The following is a 19,003-nucleotide window of genomic DNA, read 5'->3' on the forward strand; positions in this document are numbered from 1 at the left end:
AAAAATATAGGATACCTGAATAGCACCAGAGGCCCGATTGCCACGCCACGGGAGAGACACAATGAACATTGATTTTCCGTTTCGCATCGATGCGTGTGGCCGTACCGCCGCGACCGGCGATGCGGACCACATTCGCGACATGATCGAGCAACTGCTGTTCACCGCGCCGGGCGAGCGCGTGAACCGGCCTGACTTCGGCAGCGGTCTGCTGCAGATGGTGTTCGCGCCGAACAGCGCCGAGCTGGCGGCCGCGCTACAGTTCACCGCGCAAGCCGCGCTGCAGCGCTATCTCGGCGAACTGATCGATCTGCAGCAGCTGACGGTAAGCGCCGAAGATGCGACGCTCACCGTGGTCGTCAACTATGTGATTCACGCGACGCAGCAGCCGGCGACGCAAACCTTCGTGAGGAGTGCATGATGAACGGGGCGGCAGCAGGTTGCGACCTCGAGCGCCGTCGCGAAGACGTTCGACGCTCCGCGCTCTACGGAATCGACTTCGTCGAAGTGGGCGCGAGCCAGACCACGCTCGACGTGCATTTTCTCGGTAAGGCACCTGCAGATCTTAACGCGACGAATCTGCGCATCGAGGGCGGCGCGCCGGTGAGCATCTCCGCGATCCGGCTGAACCGTGAGCCAGATCCGGCGTTCGACGACTGGCTCGAAATCGACGTCGGCCGTCCGGGCGACTGGTCGACCTACACGCTGGCAGTCGTGAATCCGGAAGACGGCAGCCGCATGACGGGATTCGATCCGTGCTTCGCCTGCGTGACGTTCAGCTTCAAGGCGTCGTGCCCGTCCGATCTCGATTGCTGCGCGACGCCAGTTTGTCCGCCTCCCGCACGCCCGGCCCCCGACATCGACTATCTCGCGAAGGACTACGACAGCTTCCGGCGGCTGATCCTCGACCGGCTCGCGCTCACGATGCCTGCCTGGCAGGAAACGCACGTGCCGGACATCGGCGTGATGCTCGTCGAACTGCTCGCGTATGCTGGCGACCAGCTCAGCTACTACCAGGATGCCGTTGCGACCGAGGCGTACCTGAACACCGCGCGGCAACGCATTTCGCTGCGTCGCCATGCGCGGCTCGTCGACTATGCGATGCATGAAGGCTGCAACGCGCGCGCCTGGGTCAGCATTGCGGTGACGCACGACATGCCGCTCGACTTGTCGGGCGTCGCGTTCTGCACCGGGTTTCCGGGCGCGCCACAAACGCGCGTGCTGCAACTCGCGCAGCTGGCGAGCGTCCCTGCGCAGAGCTTCGAGTGGTTCGAGCCACTCTGGCCGGACCGGTCGCAGACGCTCGGCCTGCGCGAGGCATGCAACGAGATCGCGTTCTACACGTGGGGCGACTGCGCGTGCTGCCTGCCCGCCGGGGCGACGCGTGCGACGCTGCTCGACCATTGGGTGCAGGCTGACAGCGCACGCGCTCGCGCGTTGAACCTGAAAGCCGGCGACGTGCTGATCTTCGAGGAGGTGATCGGCCCGCGTACGGGCAACGCAGCCGACGCGGATCCCACGCACCGGCAGGCGGTGCGGCTCACGCGCGTCACGCCGGCGGTCGATCCGCTCTACGAACCCGAGACGGGCGGGCGGCCCGTCGTCGAGATCGAATGGTGCACGCAGGATGCGTTGGGCTTTGCGCTGTGCCTCTCGGCCGTGATGCCAGCACCCGATTGCACGTGCCGCGATGGCTTAAGCGTCGCACGCGGCAACGTCCTGCTCGTCGATCACGGCGCGCACGTCGGGCAGACGCTCGGCCCCGTGCCGCAAGCGCCCGGCAGCGTGACGTGCGCAAGCGAATGCGGGCCGCCGCGCGTGGTGCGCGTGCCGGTGCGCTTCGCGCCGTCGCTCGATGGCGCGCCGCTCACGTTCACCGAGCCGCTGAACGGTGCGTGCTGCGCGGTCGACCTGATCGCGCAGGACCCGCGCGGGGCGCTACCGTATGTGTGGCTCGCGAGCGCGGCGGACGTCAGGGATGGCTCCGCACCGCTCGCGCTGATCTGGACGTCCGCCGCCGACCTGCTCGACTGCGGACCCGACGATCGCCGATTCGTCGTCGAGATCGACGACATCGGCACCGCACATCTGCGTTTCGGCGACGGCACCGAAGGACGCGCGCCCGACGCGGGCACGACATTCGAAGCAGGCTATCGGATCGGCAACGGCCCGGCCGGCAACGTGGGCGCGGAGTCGATCCGTTATCTCGTGTACACACAGAAGCCCGGCGACGACGGGCTCGCGCCGCGCAATCCGCTACCCGCAACGGGCGGCACGGCACCCGAGACCGCGGCCGAGGTCCGGATGTTCGCGCCGCATGCGTTCCGCTCGAAGCTGGAGCGCGCGATTACCGCCGACGACTACGCAACGCTCGCCGACGATAACGCGCGCCGCCTCGCCGAACGCGCCGCCGCGCTGTGCGGCACGCCATTCACCAGCGTGCAGGGCGCGCAGGCGACGCTGTGCTGGAACGGCAGTTGGTACGAAGCGCGCGTGGCTCTCGATCCATTTGGTAGCGAAACCGTCGACGCCGCGCTGACCGCGCAGATGGGGGCGTACCTGACGCCCTACCGGCGGATCGGCCACGACCTGCGAATTGTCCGTGCCGACAATGTACCGCTCGACCTGGGGCTATCGGTGTGCGTGCAACCCGGCTATCAGCGTGCGCACGTGAAGGCGGCGCTGCTGGCTGTGTTCGGCACGGGCACGCTGCCCGGCGGCCGGCTCGCCATGTTCAACCCGGACAACCAGACGTTCGGGCAACGCGTGTTCGTGAGCCAGATCGTCGCAGCGGCCCAGGCGGTGTCCGGCGTGATCGAAGCGGAGGTGACGCGGCTGCGCGCGTTCGTGCCAGGCACGAACGCCCCGAGCGCGACGCCCGACGACGTGCCGGCGAGCGGCATGCTGGCGCTCGGCGCGTCGCAGATCGCGCGTCTCGACAACGATCCGGATGCGCCTGGCCAGGGCCGGCTGACGGTGCTGGTGCGAGGTGGGTTATGAGATCGGCTATGAGTCCAGCCATGAAGCATGCTCCGACGCACGATGGCGCAAGCTGCGACTGCTGCACCGGCATCGAGCCAGCGGTGCCCGAGCCCGAGTCGAATCCGCCGGGGATGACGTCGCTGCAGTACCGGGTTGGCCGCTACTCGACGTTCTACGAAACGATGCTCGCGCGCCTTGGCCAGATCACGATCGACGTGCCGTCGGCGAACGGCACGGGAACCGACACGCTGCGGCCGCTGGCGGGCCTCACCACGCGCGATCCGTCGGACCCGAGCATTGCGCTCCTCGACGCCTGGGCGGTCGTCGCGGACGTGCTGACGTTCTATCAGGAGCGCACGGCCAACGAAGGTTATCTGGATACCGCGCTCGAACGGCGCTCGGTGCTCGAGCTCGCGCGGCTGATCGGCTATCGGCCGCGGCCCGGCGTAGCCGCGAGCGTGCGGCTCGCGTTCACGGTCGCGGCGGGGTTCGAAGGCGCGCTTCCGGCCGGCACGCGCGCGCAAAGCGTGCCGGGGGCCGGGCAGCTGCCGCAGTTCTACGAAACATCAGCGGATCTCGACACGCGCGCCGAGTGGAACACGCTGCAGCCTCGCCTGACGCGCGCGCAGGTCATCACGCCGGGAGCCACGGCCGACGCGTTCAAAGAAGGGCCGCCGCTGCCTGACTCAAGCGGCATTCTCGTGACGGGCGCCGACGTGATCGACGCCGTCTATCTGGATGGCGTGTCCACGCACATCAGGGCGGGTGACGCGCTCTTCTTCGTGTTCGCGCCCGACACGTCCGCAACCTCTCCGCCACTGCAGTATCTGCGAGTTGCCGCCGACGTCGACGAACAGCAACCGTTCGCGCGCACTGAAGTCACGCTGGGCCTCGAGGTGCCCGCACAGCGCGACGCGGTCCGGCAACTGCTGCTCTACATCGACAAGGGCAGTCTGCTGTTTCCGGGCAGCGCGCTGTGCGCGGATGTGATCGAGATCGTCACGCGGGTCGCGAGGAATCTGCTTGACGCTGGCGCCGTCGGCCTGAACGGCGCCGTCGTGAGCCCACGCCAGCTCGTTGCACCGGCCATCTCGCGGGTCGCGCTCAAGCGCGACATTGCCGTGCAGCGTGGCTTCACGCGGCTCGCCGCGTGGCTCAACATGCTGATTCAGAGCATGCAGTGGATCAGCATCGGGACGATCGGGATCACGCCAGCAGCGCTCGGCGCAGCTGGCGGTGTGCGCAAGATCAAGCAACTGCAGGGGCTGCCCGCTGGCGCGCCGGCTTCGGCGCTGCAGACGCTCGGCGATATTGCCGACGCGCTCGCGAAGCCCGTCTCGGTGCAGTTTGCGAACGCACTGCGGCTGCCGCGCACGGTGTCCGCGACCTTCGGGCCGCAATCAGATCTCGCGCCGCGCCTGCTCGCGACGCTACGGCCGGCCGCAGCCGGCGTGTACAAGGGCTGGGCGGCGGCCGCGATGCCTGGTGGGCGCGTCGACGTATACGCGGCGCGCGTGAAGGCCTCGCTGTTCGCCGCGAACTGGGCGGGCACGCCGGCCACCAGGAGGGGGGCGCACGAAGATTTCGAAACGACGTACACGCAGCCGACCATCGAGAACGCGTGGAGCGCGACGTTCCCGAATCTGCACCAGCAGCCGCTCCCTGAAGTGCCGCTCGACGCCGTGTACGACCAGATCAAGCCGGGTAGCTGGGTCGCGATTCGCCGGCCCGCCGCGCCGGGAGCGGCGAGCGATGCGCCGGTGACGACGTTTCACATCGTCACCGGTTTGCGCACGAGCGCGCTGTCTACCGGCACGGGTGCGACGCAGCCCAGCAGCGGCTTCGCGGCGAAGGTGACAGTGCTGCGGCTCGATCCGCCGTGGCTCAGCGATCTCGCCGACCGCTCGGGCCTCGCCACGCCGCCGCTGCTGCGCGAGACCGTGGTGTACGCGCAAAGCGAAGCGATGACCCTCACCGACGAGCCGCTCGACGTGGACGTCGGCGCGCGTTCGATCGATCTCAACGGGCTCTACGACGGGCTCAAGGCAGGGCGCTGGGTGATCGTGTCCGGGCAGCGCACCGATATCCCGCATACGACGGGCGTGAAGACGAGCGAGCTCGCGATGATCGCCGGCATCCGTCAGGGGATCGAAGCGCCCGGCAGCGCCGACTGGCCGCTCGCGTCGCCGCCATTCGTGAAGATCTGGTACACGTCGGACGCCGACGTGTATGGCGACCGGCTCGTCGTCGGACAACTGCCCGACGCCATGGTCGCGCAGGCGCTCAATACGCAGGCGACCGAACCGCCGCTCTTCAGCGGCGTTGAACTTCCCAGGACGCTCAATCAGCAGTTCGGCGATCAGGTGCAGCTGGCGCGCGGCTTCTACGTTAACGCCTACGTGCCGACGGCCGGCGAGCGCGCGGGCAGCTTCTCGTCGTTCGACGGCCTGCTCGTCGATCCGGCGACGCAGCTCCCGTATCCGGGCGGCACGCTGAACTGGCAGAAGGACGGCGTATTTGCGTGGCGCATCGCGACGCAGGCGCCACACACCGTGCTCGATCTGGCCATACCGCTTGCCTATACATATGATCGCGGCACCGCAACCGTGTACGGCAACGTCGCCGACGCGACCCACGGGCAGAGCACTGGCGAAGTGCTCGGCAATGGCGATGCGACGGTCGATTTTGCGGACTTTGCGCTGCATCAGGCGCCGCTCACCTACGTGAGCGCGCCGAGCGCGTCGGGCGTCACCAGCACGCTGAACGTGCGCGTCAACGATCTGCTCTGGCATGAGGTCGACAATCTGTCGCAAGCCGCCGCGCAGCAGCGAAGCTACGTGACGGACGAGAGCGACGACGGCGTCACGTCGCTGACGTTCGGCAACGGCGCGCACGGCGCGCGCTTGCCGACCGGCACCGCGAACGTTAAGGCGACCTACCGTTATGGGCTGGGCCAGGCCGGCAACGTCGACGCCTGGTCGATCAGCCAGCTCGCAACGCATCCGCTCGGCGCGCAAGGCGTCATCAATCCGCTGCCGGCGACGGGCGGCGCCGACGCCGATAGCATCGGCGACGCGCGTACGAACGCACCCGCGGCCGTGATGGCGCTCGACCGGCTCGTGTCCGTGCGCGACTACGCGGACTTCGCCCGGGCCTTCGCCGGTGTCGGCAAGGCGTCCGCGCTAAAGCTGTCGGACGGCACGCGCGAGCTCGTCCACGTGACGGTCGCCGGCGCTGCCGACACGCCGATCGACCCGACGTCCGACGCGTACGCGAACCTGCTCGCGTCGCTGCAGCGCAACGGCGACCCGCATCTCGCGCTCGCGCTGGCGGTGCGGCGCGTGCGGCTGCTCGTAATTGCCGCGGGCGTCGGGCTGCTGACCGACTACGCGTGGGAAGACGTCGCGCCGGCGGTGCGCACCGCGCTGCTCGACTTGTTCAGCTTCGATGCACGTGCGCTCGGCCAGAGCGCGTACCTTTCGGAGGCGTTCGCGGCTGCGCAGCGCGTGCCCGGTGTAGCCTGGCTCAATGTGACCTGTTTCGACAGCGTGGCGGAAGACATCACGGCCACGGAGCTGGCGGCGCTCGGTGACACGCTCGCACTCCATCCCTATGTCGCGTCATCGCTCGCACAGCCGGAGCCGGGCGCCGCACCTGGTCAACGTGCGGATATCCTGCCGGCGGAGCTCGTGATCCTGACACCCGACATCCCCGACACGCTGCTGCTCACGCAACTCGACGCATGAGGACGCGATCATGAACGACGACCCGGATTTCCTCTACGAGCGCGTGCCGGTCGTGTACCGGCTTCGCGACGCGGACCAGGGCTATCCGCTGCGCGCGCTGCTGCGCATCGTCGCCGAGCAGGCCGCGGTGATCGAGCGCGACATCGACGGCCTGTACGAGAACTGGTTCATCGAGACCTGCGACGACTGGGTCGTGCCGTACCTCGGCGCATTGATCGGCTACGCGCCGCTCGCGGGTGCGCATGCCGCCGACCTGCCCGGCAACGGTTGCGGCTGTGGCTGCGATTGCGGCGGGGAGAGTGGGGCGCCGACAGCGTCGCCGCTGCCGTCCGCGCGCCGCGAAGTCGCTAACACGATTCGCTACCGGCGCCGCAAGGGTACGCTCGGCGTGCTCGACGCGATCGCGGTGGCCGTCGGCGGCTGGCCCGCGCAGGCGGTCGAGTTCTACCGCCGGCTCGCGCTCACGCAGAACATCGACTTTCTGCACCTGCAGCTCGGCCATGTCGTGGATCTGCGCGCGAGGCCGGACTGGCGCGGGCCGGCGTTCGACCGGCGCGCGCGCACGATCGACGTGAGGCGCGTCGATTCGGCGCGCACGCGTGGCGTGGACAACATCCCCGAAGTCGGCGTGTTCGTCTGGCGCCTGCGCGCGTACACGGTCACGATGTCGAGCGCGTACTGCTATGAAGAGGAAGCCCCGAACTGCTTTCTGTTCAGCGCGCTCGGCAACGATACACCGTTGCACGTCGATCCGGCCGCGCCGGCGAGCACGACACGTCTGCCGATGCCGATTGGCCGGGACGCGCTCGTTGCCGCTGACACGGTTGCCGCCGGTGCATCACCCGCACTCTACGGGCCGGACGCCAGCCTTTCGATCTGGACCGGCACGCCAGCCGTGCTGGTGGACGCGAGCCGCATCGTGTCCGCGGATTTGACCGACTGGCGCTACCGGCCGCAGCCTGGCTACGTCGCTCTCGACCCGGTGCTCGGGCGCATCGTGTTCCCGCCCGGCGAGGCGCGCAAGCAGGTGGTGCGCGTGTCTTACACCTACGCCTTCAGCGCGGACCTGGGCGGCGGCGAATACGCGCGCACGCTCGACGATCCGCCAGACGCGTCGGCGTACTCCGTCGGCGACGGCGGTGAATTCAGCAGCATCGGCGAGGCGCTCGCGAAGTGGCGCACGGATGCACCCGTCAACGCGGTCATCGAGATCGTCGACAGCGGTGTTTACGTCGAGCCGATCTCGATCACGCTGCGCGCCGGGCAGAGCCTTCAGTTGCGCGCTGCGAGCCGTCGACGGCCCGTGCTGCGACTGCTCGACTGGCAGACGTCGGCGCCCGATTATTTTGACGTGAGCGGCGACGGGCCGAGCTGGTTCGCCCTCGACGGTGTGACCGTCACGGGCCGCGGGCTGCAGGCGGGCGGTAGCGTATCGGGCGTGACGATCCGGCACAGCACGCTCGTCCCCGGTTGGGGGATCGCGTGCGATTGCGGACCGAAGCGGTCGAGCGAGCCGAGCATCGTCGTCGCGGGCGGGGTGCGCTGCCTGCGCGTCGAGCGCAGCATCGTCGGAGCCATCCGCGTCGAGCGTGACGCGGTGCACGAGGATCCGTTGCGGATCGTCGTCGGCGACAGCATTATCGACGCCCTCGGCCCCGAACGTGTCGCACTGGGTGCGAGCGACGCGCCATGCGCCGACGCGGTGCTCGAGATTCGCTGCAGCACCGTGATCGGCAGGGTCCAGGCCCAGCGCATCGATCTCGCGCTCAACACGCTCTTTGGCGGCGTCGTGCTCGCCTGCCGGCGCCAGACCGGTTGTCTGCGCTTTTGCTACGTGCCGCCCGGCTCGCGCACGCCGCGCCGCTACGAGTGCCAGCCGGACGGCGTGGCGCGCGCGGTCGGCGATCAATATCTGGCGGGCGACCTGACACTCGCCGAACGCGATGCGTTGCTGAAGGCCGAACGGCTGCGCGTCGCGCCCGAGTTTGCGAACGTGCGCTATGGTTCGCCGCGCTACGGCCGCCTCGCCGACACCTGCGCGATCGAGTTGCGCACCGGCGCGGACGACGGATCGGAGATGGGCGTCCTGCACCACCTGTACGAGCCACAGCGCGCCGCGAATCTGCGCCAGCGTCTGGCCGAATATACGCCGGCGCAGACCGATGCCGGCCTCATTTTCGCAAGCTGAGGAGATCGCCGTGAAAGCCGACCTGACCCGCGTGAGTTTCGATCCGCTCAAGCACTTCAGCCGTGTCGTCATGCAACAGGGTCGCGTGCAACTCGACGCGGACTGGAACGAACAGGCTGAGATCCTCTTGCATGTCTTGCGTACGATGGCGGCCGACGGCTTCGGTGCCGTGGCAAGCCCGGCCGGTGGCTTCGATATCGCCGCGCTGACAGGCCACACCGACGACTTCGAGATCGCCCCAGGCAACTGCTACGTCGATGGCATCCTGTGCGAACTCGACGCGACGCCGGTGCCGGTCGTTTCATGGGACGCCCCGACCAGGACCATCACGCTCGCGCAGTGGACTGTGGATGGAACGAGTTGCCAGATTGGCCAGTATCTGCGGCTCATCGACGATAACGCGCCCGCTTCGTCGTCGTCGCCGTCGCCGTCGCCGGTCGTCGCGCGCATCACGAACGCCGACTACGACTCGCGCACGCTGACGCTCGATACCGATATTTCAAAGTTCAGTAAGGATACGGCCGCCTTGCGGGCACGGCGGCTCGTCACGTATCTGACGCAGCGCGACCTGCTGAAACCGCCCACGCTGCCCAAGCCGCCTTGCCAGCTGTATCTCGACGTCTGGGAGAGGCTCCTCACGCCCCTTGAAGACGACACGATCCGCGAAGTCGCGCTAGCGGGTGCCGACACCGCGACGCGCGCGCATGTCGTCTGGCAGGTGAAGGCGCTGTCGGTTACCGAGAATGCGGCGGCCTTGTGCATGACGCAACAGCAACTGGCCAATGCCATCCGAGGCGGCATCGCGCCGCTGCTGCGTGCGCGGGCGAAGCAGGGTGCGACAATCACCGATCCTTGTACCGTGTCGCCCGATGCAAGCTACCGTGGTGCGGAAAATCAGCTCTACCGGGTGGAAATCAATACGAGCAGCGACGACGCGTCGGACAACGGGCCGACCTTCAAGTGGTCGCGCGACAACGGCGTTGCGATTTTTCCGGTGCTGAGCGTGCAGCTGGCAGCCGCGACGACGACGGTGACGCTCGGCGACCTCGGCCGCGACGCGCGCTTCGGCCTTGTCGAAGGCGACTACGTCGAAATCCAGGACGACAACTCGGCACTGAGCCAGACGCCGGGCCAGTTGCTGCAGGTGCAGTCGATCGACCGTCAGCAGTGTGTTGTCGTGCTCGCGGGTGGCCTGACGCAGGGCGTCGGCACCGATCCGGCGCTACATCCGCTGCTGCGCCGCTGGGATCATCGCGCGGGTGACCCAGCGCAGGGCGGCCTGACGATCGGCAAGGACGGCGCGGCGATCGTCAAGCCGGACACCCTCGCGGACGGCGACGCCGCGTGGCTGACGCTTGAAGACGGCATTGAAATCCTGTTCGACAAAGTGCCGGGCGTTGTGTATCGAACGGGCGACTATTGGCTGATTCCCGCGCGTGTTGCGACAGGCGACGTGCTGTGGCCGCAGGAAGGCGCAGTCGACTCGCAGGGCAATCGCGTGACCAATCCAGTCGCCATGCCACCGCGTGGGGTTCGGCATCACTATGCACCGCTGGCGCTGATTACAGCGGCGGACGGCGGGCTCACTCTGAACTCCTGCATGGCGAAGAAGCCGTGATCGGGTGGGCGGGGGGCTTGGGCGGCGCCCTCGGCTACCGGCCGCTCGCGCCAACGGATTTATTGATGCGATAACCGATGCAGTTGGCTAATGGTTCCGTTGCGCGATCCGCCTGTGCGCAAGTTCAGCGAGGAGTCGCGTCTCCGTGATGAAAACTGTGCCGACGAACCCCAGGATATGGCGGTCGGGCATTGTCAACTTACCGAGGGTGAAGTGGCACGGCGGCGGGTGCGTCGACTGGCCAGAAGCCTTACGCGCAGCGCCTGCGCGTGCCCCCCTTTGCTTGATCGCTGGTACTTGGAGCCCGGCACCAACCGGGTTGCGCCGAAGGCTGGTAGTAGCTGGGCACACAATCGGAGATGAACCATGGCGACTCTCGAATGCACCTACCGTCCCCAAACGCGAGGGCGCTTTTCCATCGTTTTTATCCACGGATTGGGCGGTGATCCCAGATTGACGTGGATGTGCGATCCGAAGAACGAAGCCACCTTCTGGCCAACGTGGGTGGGTGAGGATTGCAATTGCGACACTTGGGTGTTGGGCTACGGCGCCAAGATCTCCCGCTGGAGTGATACCGCGATGGCATTACCGACTCAAGGAACGAGTGTGCTGGACCGCCTGGATTCAGAGCCAGAACTGAAGGGACGCCCGCTGGTTCTCGTCGGACACAGCTTGGGCGGCCTTGTCATCAAGGCCGCCATCATTCAGCCGTCGACAATGAAGCTTCAACAATATGCCAACCTTGCGGGCAGGGTTCGAGGTGTTGTGTTTATCGCCACACCACATAATGGATCAGAAATCGCGAATGCAATTTCCTTTCTTAAATCGGCACGCACCAATCCGCAGGTAGGTGATCTCAACGCCGACAACCCGTATTTGCCGATCCTCGACTATATGTTTCTTGGGGAGTTTAAATGGCGCGGGTTCCATGTTCGTACCTTTGTGGAAACCAAACCCACCCACGGAATCATGGTAGTCAAGTCCGGGAGCGCTGATCCCCACGTGCCCGGGGAAAAACCGATTCCAATTGAGGCAGATCACCTTTCAATTTGCAAGCCGGAAAATCGCCGCGAACAAATTCACATTTCGCTCGTTGACTTCATTCGGGATTGCAGCATAGACGCGCCCCCCGCAGAAGTTGCCGACGATCAAACCCTCAACTTGCTCCGTCAACAAACGACCGAGCGCGACGTCATCTTTCTTCGCGTGGGGAAGAAACGCGCCACGTACGACTGGGTTTTAAGTGACGATACGGTAGAGAAAGCGCCGTTCGGAGAGATTTGGGAGAAGGAATCGAAGGAGCGTGCCGAGGCAAGGGCCAAAAAGCTAATACGTCTAGGCCTAATGGAGCCACGTGGTACTGAGGAAGTTGAGACCTCTGCCCTTGGTGAAGCGCTGTTGGCATACGACGACGCCAGAAGGAAATCGTGAAGTGGAGTGCTGGCGCAAGCCATCAGTGGACCCTAAACGCGGCGCACACCCTGAACAAGCGAACGCCTGGTGGGCGTCCCGCGCCTAATACGCAGAAACAATGCGATTTAGCGGTAGCAGAGGCGTATGTGCTCTTCAGGGCGGCGGTGCGCCGTTCTATAGCGGCGATGATTGAGCGCTTATCAGAACCGGGACGACGAGGCGCGGGAACATCTGGCGAACGATGCCGACCGTCAATTTTTATCATTTAACATAAGGTTATTTATCGCATTCGTACGAATGTTTGTGAACATTATTGGCTCTCCGCACACCAGCTCGCGGCGCCGCCAATGCACCACTGAGTCAATCTGCTAATGACGGTCTCCGCGCGATCAATCGATCAATCGATCAATCCATCCTCGCTCGCTCGGGAGTTATGCACCCGCACGTCCTGAGGTGCCATACCATAGGCGCGTCTAAAGGCACGTGTGAAGTCGGACGCGCTCGTAAAGCCGTGGGCATACGCGACGTCCTTGACGGGCACTCCCGGCCACGCGACCAGTTCGCGGGCGGCAGCGCGCAAGCGGACGTGTCTGATGTACGCGGCGAGGCCGCCGTCATGCTGAAAAAGTCGGTACACCGTTGGTCTGGAAAGACCAAGCGATTCCACGACGTTGTCAGGCGAGAGGCTGTCATCATGCAGGTTCTCGCGTACGTAGCGCCGCGCCTGATCGAATGCGATCGCACGTCCAAGCGACGACTTGCTGCCTTTCAACCCCGCCTGGTCGGCGAACGCATCCGCGATCAGTAGCACCAGTTCCCGCAGTACGCGGTGCGCATCACCTGCAGCCATGTGGTGGATCTGCGCAGCAAGTGACATGACGCTGTCCGTGAGAAAGCGCACGACCGGCAGGAGGGGCGAGAGCATGCGCCCATGTAGCGCCGATGGGTCCGGAAAAACGTCGCACAGCAACAGGCCTGGAAGGAAGATTGTCACGTGCCGGCAGGCGGCTCGCCTGAACTGCATTGGCTGGTCGAGGTCGATCGCGAAGATGCCGCCCTCGAGCGCCGGGTCAGTGCGCTTTTTGCCGGCGTAGATAAGCTCGTTGTCGGGCGCGCGGTCGAAGAATATGTGGAACACGATGCTGCGAGCGTCGTCCCTGGAAATTCTCGCGATCGTGCGGTCCTGCGTGATGCGATCAGTGTAGCAGTCCGCGAAAAGGAATTCGCCCACGGCATAGCGGTCGATCCGGCCGCGAAACGGCTGTCCACGTCTATCGCGCGTTGTTAGCAGGTCGACGACACCGATCATTCGATCGCACCATGCGCCGAGCTGCTGATGAGCGGGCAGCGCGCATACATCGAACCGCTGATGTGAAATCTCGAGTTGGTGAGCTGGCTCCAGTACAACAGGCAGGTCCAGATAATGTGTCTTCACGATGGACATGAATAAGTCTCAGTACGTCAGCGGCGGCGCCCCGCACTCGCTGTCGCGCGCGGTCAAGCAGAGTATCACGCGGCATCCGACCGAGCGCTCATCGTGTGAAGACGGCCTTTCCCCGCGTGCGGCCGTCGATCATCTCGGCGATCGCCGCACGAGCCTCCGTCATCGGCACGACAGCGCCTTCCTCCGGTTAGATGTCTTTACAGATGATGAACTGCGTCATGGCTTTCATCTCTTCAAGCGTGCTCATGATGGCGCCGCACATGCCGATCTGCTCGACAAAGATGCGAAGCAGATCGGTTTCCGCTGCACGGCCGGTCGTCACCCCGTTGACCACCACGACGCCGCCGCGTGTGACCGCCCTCAGGCTGTCCGTCCAGGTCACGGTCCCGATGTTGTCGACGATTGCCCAGCGCGGCGCGGCAACTGATCGCCGTGGTGGGATATACGGTTGGCGCCGAGGCGCTCGCCGATCGCGGCACCCCCGCCATTGCGCGTCGTGACCCACACCGCGAAGCAAGCAGTACGGCCCACCTGAATGAGTGCAGTCGATATGCCGCCCGAAGCGCCCTGCGCCAGCAAGGACGGTGGACGCTGCGCTCGTACTCTGCCGCCGTTGACCGGGGCGCTCTCGCGAACTTTCATCACGTATCACATATGAGGCGAAGTGCCACGAGGGCTGGCTCTCGCGGAAACGGTGTACGTCAGCCAGAAGCGAGGCGTCGATGCGAGCCAGCCCACGGATAGCTCGAAGCCGATCTAGTTCTGTCACAAATCGGGAAACAGGGCACCCACCACCCGGTGCCAAGCCAAAATTAGGATGCTGGAACGCGTCGTGCTTGCCAAACCTGGTGCCTCTTCTTCCATCGCACTCGGGAGATCTGCCATGCAAACCGGACTTACCACGGGTTTTTCGCACGTCAAGCCGCAGGACACGTCATTCACGCGCACTGGGCTGCGCTATTTCTTTGTCTATCGTGATCTGGAAATCGTGAGGGTCACAGGTGGTCACGCAACTTTTTAGGGCAAATCTTGCGCCGAAGTTGGGCGCGGGCTGGCACCGGCATGAGGCAGATTTTCATATCGTCAGCATGCTCAAAGACTGGGCGCGCTTCGTGTACGGCGACAAGGAAACGCTCGTCGAAGCGGGCGATTGCGTGCATCAGGCGCCGTCCTCTTCGAACACGAGCCAGACATCGAGTACATCAAAATCGTGAGCCCTGCCGAATTCAAATCGGTAGACGAGGAACCGCCGCGGCGCCCTAGTAAGTATAAAGCGGCAAAAAGCGACACCCTGACGCATGTACAAGCTTGCCGCTGCACGTACAGTCGATATGTCCGCCGACTGCTGCAGCAGATCACGAAGCCGCGAACACGACCGGAGAAATTCATGCGAATCACGCTCCATCTCGGCACTTTCGACCGTCTTGACCCGAATGCCTATGCGATCCTTTGGCTCGACAACGACACCCACAAGTGGTCGCGCGAAGGTCATGCCGGCCTCCAATTTCCCGACTGGGGCAAGCTGCGGGTCGATGAGCGCGGTACGGTGGTGTGCGATCAGCATGATGCGCGCCCCCTGTTCATCCTCGACGGCCTCGCCATGGAAGCCCAAACTGGCCCGTTCGAGGGGGAATCGGGCGAGGCACTCTGGTGCTGCACTGAACGCGAAAGCGGATCAAGCGTTGTTGGGCACTGGCACGTGCAGTGCGTCGACAAGGACTCCGTGCTTGCCGAGCACAGCGTGTTCGCTGAGGACGAGATCTGACCTCGGGGCGCTCAGCCGTCTGACGTCGCAATCTTTCCGCATTCGGTATCGTGGGTGGAGGTGCTATGGGCTTGATGTGCAAGAAGATAAGTAGCTCGAATATATTCGAACCACCCGTAATAATACGAAATTTGTCAAAGCTATTTTCAGATGTCCGAAGCGGACATCTGAAAATAGCCTGAACAAGATGAAATTTCGGCAATTAGTATTATGTCAAATTCGATAGCCACCTCAGGCACACCTCCTGCGCCGCCAATCCGATGGCGTCCTGCAGGAGGAACCCATGACGTCCGCCCCGTCATCCGGGCAACCAACCCGCGCCAGTTCGAATCCAGAACCCACGCTCGCGCAGCGCGTCGCCGGCTGGCTCGGTCTGTGCGCAGTGCCGCTCATCTGGCTGCTGCATCTGGCACTCGGCGTTACGCTCGTTTCCACGGCCTGCGCCGACGCCGTCAAGCAGGACCCGATGCCGGGCTGGCACGGCACGCAATGGATCCTCGGCATCGCCTCGGTCTGCGCGCTCGTGCTTGCGCTCGTCATGACCTACGCCGCAGGCCGCGCCTGGCGCAAGACTGCCTACGTCGCGAAGGAAAAGCGCGATGCACGGCGATTCATCGCGTGGTGCGGCGCGACGGCTTCCGTGGCCTTCACCTTCGGTCTCGCCTTTTCGATCTGCATATTGATTGCAGTTCCGATCGAACGCCTCTGCACAGCCTTCGACTAGGTAACGCCGACATCCGCCATGCAATCGCTGCGCGCCAGCGCTTCGCCGTAGTCATTTGTCTCGCTGTCCGTTGTCACGGTCACAGCCCGCCTCGCCGCATGCCGCACGACGACAGGTTCGGTCGCATCGTCGGATCAGATCACAGGATCGTAGCGCCATCCCTCGCGGCTCCATTGCATGGTATGCGTCGGCGCCAGCGCGGCGATGAAATCCGCGTCATGTGAAGCCACGATCAGCGCGCCCGGGAAGTCCGCTAGCGCCCCCTCGATCGCACGCACGGATTCGAGGTCGAGATGGTTGGTCGGTTCGTCGAGCAATAGTAACTGTGCCGGCGTGCCGCGCCAGAGCGCACAGGCGAGCGCGGCCTTCAACCGCTCCCCGCCGCTCAGGTAGCGCGCCGGTTGCGTCACGCGCCTGGCGTCGAGCTGCAGCAGCGCGAGCCGGCTGCGCAACGCCCCTTCTGCGAGCGGTGTTTCGAGCAACCCAAGCTGCTCGACGATCGAGCAGTCGGGATCGAGCTGTACGAGCTTCTGGTCAAGGTAGGCACAGCGAACATGCGTCACGCTGCGCCCCGTATGGGGCGCGAGTTGCCCAGCAAGGAGGCGCAACAGCGTCGACTTTCCGCATCCGTTTGGCCCCTTCAGCGCCACGCGCACAGGGCCGCTGCACGACCAGGTGAGCGTGGCGGCGGGATCGTCGTGGGCAAGCCACGGCAGCCGGGCCTCTTCGAGCGTGAAGACCTGGCGGCGCGCGCTGACTTCTGCGCCTGGCATCGCCACGAGCACGGGCGCCTCGGGTTCGACGCGTGCCGCCGCCTCGGTAACGCGCTCGTCGAGCGCCTCCTTGTGCTCGCGCTGCTCGGCCCTGACCTGCCCCATCACATTGCGCGCACCGCCCTTGATCCCCTCCTTCGCCATCGACGATAAATTGGCCGTCTTCGCGTAACGCAAGGTGCCAGCGGCATGCCGCTGGATCGTGTCGTGTTCGCGTTGGAGCTTGCGCGTGGCGCGCTCGCGTTCGGTACGCGCATGGCTGAGCGCGCTCTTCGCCGCTTCGTGCTCCGCATCGCGCTGGGTGCGGTAGCTGGCATAGTTGCCGCCATAAGTTCGAAGCCCCGTGGGCGTGACTTCGACAATGCGCTGCATGTCTCCAAGCAATGCACGATCATGGCTCACCACGACGAGGCCGCCTCGCCATGCGCAAAGCGCGCCGCGCAGCCATGCGCGGCCAGCCGCGTCGAGGTGATTGGTCGGCTCGTCGAGCACGAGCAGACCGGCTTCACTCAGCAGCGCGCCTATCATGGTCACGCGTGCGAGTTCACCGCCACTGAGTGCGTGCGCTGATGTGTCGGACTCCAGATGATCGAGACCCGCCGCGTCGAGCGCAGCACGCAGGCGCGCAGCGAGATCCCAGCGCTCGCCGATCACGTCGAAATCGACGGCGTCGGCCGCACCGTTTCCCAGCCGCGCCAGCGCGGCGAGCGGCGCGTCGATCCCCATGACTTGTGCAACGGTGCGCGTATCGTGGGACGCGTCAAGGTGTTGCTGCGCCGCGTACGCGACACGCACGTGCCGATCGATCGTGCCGGACGTCGGCTCTATTTTTCCCGCGATCAGTTGCGCGAGCATGCTTTTGCCAATGCCGTTTCGGCCGACAATACCAGTGGGCACGCGATCGACAATGAGTTCTAGCGAATCGAATAGCGTAATGCCGCTATCGAAACGCAATGAGACGTGATGGAGTGCGACAAGCGCCGCGGCTGGCGTGACTCGAGCCATAAGCTTCTCCCGAATGTATGAAACCTCTCGCGCAACGTGTTCGACGCTGACGCGAAAACATTTTTTGGGGAAAGCTTAGTTGTCCACTTTGGCTGGAGTCCGGTATGCAGGATTGGAAGGCGCATGATAACAACGAGAGATGCCAGGCACAAGCCATACGCCGGCCGAATTGTTGGCCATGCACCACGCCGCCAGCGGATCGATCTACCAGAAAACGCCTTCTAAAAGCGGTCGATCATGCCAAACTGCACGCCGCGCACTGGCGCGCCTGGCCAGGAAGGCGGCAGCCCGGTCACGTTCACGCCGCGCAGCGTGAAGGTCGCATCGTTACGATTGCGCAGCCACCCAGCGCTCGCGTAGAGCAGCACGCGCTTCGAGAGGTCGTACTCGCACGCGGCGCTGAACTGGTCGGCGTCGTTGTCGGCGCCCGAGAGGTCGTGCACCCACGCATAGCCGAGCGATGCGCGAAATTGCGAGGTGATCGCGTAGCGCGCGGAGACTGAAAAGCCGTTGTTGTGGTTGCGCGGCGTGCCGCCGTCGCCGTTGAAATACGCGAAAAAGCCTGTCACAGGCCCTAATACATATGACATGCCTCCGAGATTCGCGCGTAGTGCCCCTGCGCCGTTTTGCTGTTGATGCGCGTACGAAATGCGAAACGGTCCGTGCCGCCATTCGACGGTTTCAATGTTGCCGGCAAGTCCGTTGCTGCCCGTAGCGGGGTCGCGCAGCGAGGCCATCAGCGTGGTCGAGAAACCGTAGATATCGGGCGACAGATACGTGATCGCGTTCGATTCGTAAGGCGTGATCTTCGATAGATTGTTCAGGCCCGAAGCGATGGTGCCCGCGCCGAACGCGTCGAGTTGCCCCTTGAACGGAATATAGATTGGCGAGTATTGCCGCCCCGCCCGCACCGTGCCCCACTGTGTGCCGAGGCCAATCCACGCCTGGCGATTGAAGATCGTGTTGGCCACGGCAAAGGTGCCGTCGTTGGACCCGAAGCCGTTTTCCAGCTCGAACAGGATCTTGATGCCGTCGCCGATATCCTCCACGCCGCGCAGTCCGAAGCGAGACCCGCGATACGCGCCCGAGTCCATGCGCGCGACCCAGCCCGCGCCCGGGTTCGTCACTTCGATGCTCGTGTCGAGCGTCCCGTACAGCGTGACCGAGCTTTGCGCGCGTGCGCTTGTCGTATGCAACGTGGCGAAGGTTGCCGCACACACCACCGCCCAGGCGCGCGCGGCGCGCAATGTTCGATTCATGGAGGAAAAACGGGTGAGGCGCACGAGCGGTGCGTCGCATGCTGCATGAGAGGCGGCAGGTGCTGTGCGAGTCCCTGCCGCCGCCTGAA

Annotated in this window: 12 protein-coding genes and 1 pseudogene; 9 read left to right on the top strand and 4 right to left on the bottom strand. The window is 65.0% G+C overall.

From position 1 onward, the window contains the following. Positions 1–61: 61 nt before the first annotated feature. The 6 genes from U5A58_RS26825 (at position 62) to U5A58_RS26850 (ending at position 11,962) form a co-directional block, all read left to right on the top strand. Positions 62–418, top strand: coding sequence for a GPW/gp25 family protein (locus tag U5A58_RS26825; RefSeq protein ID WP_321963649.1), 357 nt, complete (start codon positions 62–64; stop codon positions 416–418). Continuing rightward, positions 418–2,997 carry a putative baseplate assembly protein gene (locus tag U5A58_RS26830; RefSeq protein ID WP_321963650.1) on the top strand — a complete coding sequence of 860 codons (2,580 nt, stop codon included), beginning with the start codon at positions 418–420 and terminating at the stop codon, positions 2,995–2,997. The genes U5A58_RS26825 and U5A58_RS26830 overlap by 1 nt, the downstream gene beginning before the upstream one ends. Positions 2,998–3,017: 20 nt before the next feature. Then, on the top strand, positions 3,018–6,725 hold the full coding sequence (locus U5A58_RS26835; protein ID WP_321963651.1) for a putative baseplate assembly protein: 3,708 nt from the start codon (positions 3,018–3,020) through the stop codon (positions 6,723–6,725). 10 nt (positions 6,726–6,735) lie between these two features. Continuing rightward, a complete protein-coding gene (locus U5A58_RS26840; RefSeq protein WP_321963652.1) occupies positions 6,736–8,913 on the top strand; it encodes a hypothetical protein in 2,178 nt (725 codons plus the stop codon). Between the two features lie 10 nt (positions 8,914–8,923). Beyond that, on the top strand, positions 8,924–10,531 hold the full coding sequence (locus tag U5A58_RS26845; RefSeq protein ID WP_321963653.1) for a DUF6519 domain-containing protein: 1,608 nt from the start codon (positions 8,924–8,926) through the stop codon (positions 10,529–10,531). A 366-nt stretch (positions 10,532–10,897) separates the two neighbouring features. Next, a complete protein-coding gene (locus tag U5A58_RS26850) occupies positions 10,898–11,962 on the top strand; it encodes a lipase family alpha/beta hydrolase (RefSeq protein ID WP_321963654.1) in 1,065 nt (354 codons plus the stop codon). 379 nt (positions 11,963–12,341) lie between these two features. Here U5A58_RS26850 and U5A58_RS26855 read toward each other — a convergent pair whose 3' ends face one another. Both U5A58_RS26855 and U5A58_RS26860 read right to left on the bottom strand, forming a co-directional pair. Then, positions 12,342–13,388 carry an AraC family transcriptional regulator gene (locus U5A58_RS26855; RefSeq protein ID WP_321918040.1) on the bottom strand — a complete coding sequence of 349 codons (1,047 nt, stop codon included), beginning with the start codon at positions 13,386–13,388 and terminating at the stop codon, positions 12,342–12,344. Between the two features lie 187 nt (positions 13,389–13,575). Beyond that, positions 13,576–13,770: a hypothetical protein gene (locus tag U5A58_RS26860; RefSeq protein WP_321963655.1), complete on the bottom strand. Its 195-nt coding sequence runs from the start codon at positions 13,768–13,770 to the stop codon at positions 13,576–13,578. Between the two features lie 501 nt (positions 13,771–14,271). On the opposite strand from U5A58_RS26860, the pseudogene U5A58_RS26865 reads away from it, so the two are divergent. From U5A58_RS26865 to U5A58_RS26875, 3 genes and pseudogenes are all read left to right on the top strand, one after another. Then, positions 14,272–14,640 (top strand): annotated as a pseudogene (locus U5A58_RS26865) (cupin); the annotation flags it as partial. Between the two features lie 135 nt (positions 14,641–14,775). Then, positions 14,776–15,153 (top strand): DUF3564 family protein, encoded by a 378-nt coding sequence (locus U5A58_RS26870; RefSeq protein WP_321918041.1) that lies wholly within the window; start codon positions 14,776–14,778, stop codon positions 15,151–15,153. A gap of 283 nt (positions 15,154–15,436) precedes the next feature. Next, positions 15,437–15,877, top strand: coding sequence for a hypothetical protein (locus U5A58_RS26875; protein ID WP_321963656.1), 441 nt, complete (start codon positions 15,437–15,439; stop codon positions 15,875–15,877). 134 nt (positions 15,878–16,011) lie between these two features. Here U5A58_RS26875 and U5A58_RS26880 read toward each other — a convergent pair whose 3' ends face one another. Beyond that, on the bottom strand, positions 16,012–17,655 hold the full coding sequence (locus U5A58_RS26880) for an ABC-F family ATP-binding cassette domain-containing protein (RefSeq protein ID WP_321963657.1): 1,644 nt from the start codon (positions 17,653–17,655) through the stop codon (positions 16,012–16,014). A gap of 221 nt (positions 17,656–17,876) precedes the next feature. Next, positions 17,877–18,914 carry a porin gene (locus U5A58_RS26885; RefSeq protein ID WP_321940270.1) on the bottom strand — a complete coding sequence of 346 codons (1,038 nt, stop codon included), beginning with the start codon at positions 18,912–18,914 and terminating at the stop codon, positions 17,877–17,879. Between the last annotated feature and the right edge of the window lie 89 nt (positions 18,915–19,003).

It is taken from the genome of Paraburkholderia sp. J7, assembly GCF_905220155.1.
GTDB lineage: Bacteria > Pseudomonadota > Gammaproteobacteria > Burkholderiales > Burkholderiaceae > Paraburkholderia.

Bases quoted from the DNA above. Each gene is read 5' to 3' on its own strand.
- U5A58_RS26825 (WP_321963649.1), top strand. From the start codon at position 62: ATGAACATTGATTTTCCGTTTCGCATCGATGCGTGTGGCCGTACCGCC.
- U5A58_RS26830 (WP_321963650.1), top strand. From the start codon at position 418: ATGAACGGGGCGGCAGCAGGTTGCGACCTCGAGCGCCGTCGCGAAGAC.
- U5A58_RS26835 (WP_321963651.1), top strand. From the start codon at position 3,018: ATGAAGCATGCTCCGACGCACGATGGCGCAAGCTGCGACTGCTGCACC.
- U5A58_RS26840 (WP_321963652.1), top strand. From the start codon at position 6,736: ATGAACGACGACCCGGATTTCCTCTACGAGCGCGTGCCGGTCGTGTAC.
- U5A58_RS26850 (WP_321963654.1), top strand. From the start codon at position 10,898: ATGGCGACTCTCGAATGCACCTACCGTCCCCAAACGCGAGGGCGCTTT.
- U5A58_RS26855 (WP_321918040.1), bottom strand. From the start codon at position 13,388: ATGTCCATCGTGAAGACACATTATCTGGACCTGCCTGTTGTACTGGAG.
- U5A58_RS26870 (WP_321918041.1), top strand. From the start codon at position 14,776: ATGCGAATCACGCTCCATCTCGGCACTTTCGACCGTCTTGACCCGAAT.
- U5A58_RS26875 (WP_321963656.1), top strand. From the start codon at position 15,437: ATGACGTCCGCCCCGTCATCCGGGCAACCAACCCGCGCCAGTTCGAAT.
- U5A58_RS26880 (WP_321963657.1), bottom strand. From the start codon at position 17,655: ATGGCTCGAGTCACGCCAGCCGCGGCGCTTGTCGCACTCCATCACGTC.
- U5A58_RS26885 (WP_321940270.1), bottom strand. From the start codon at position 18,914: ATGAATCGAACATTGCGCGCCGCGCGCGCCTGGGCGGTGGTGTGTGCG.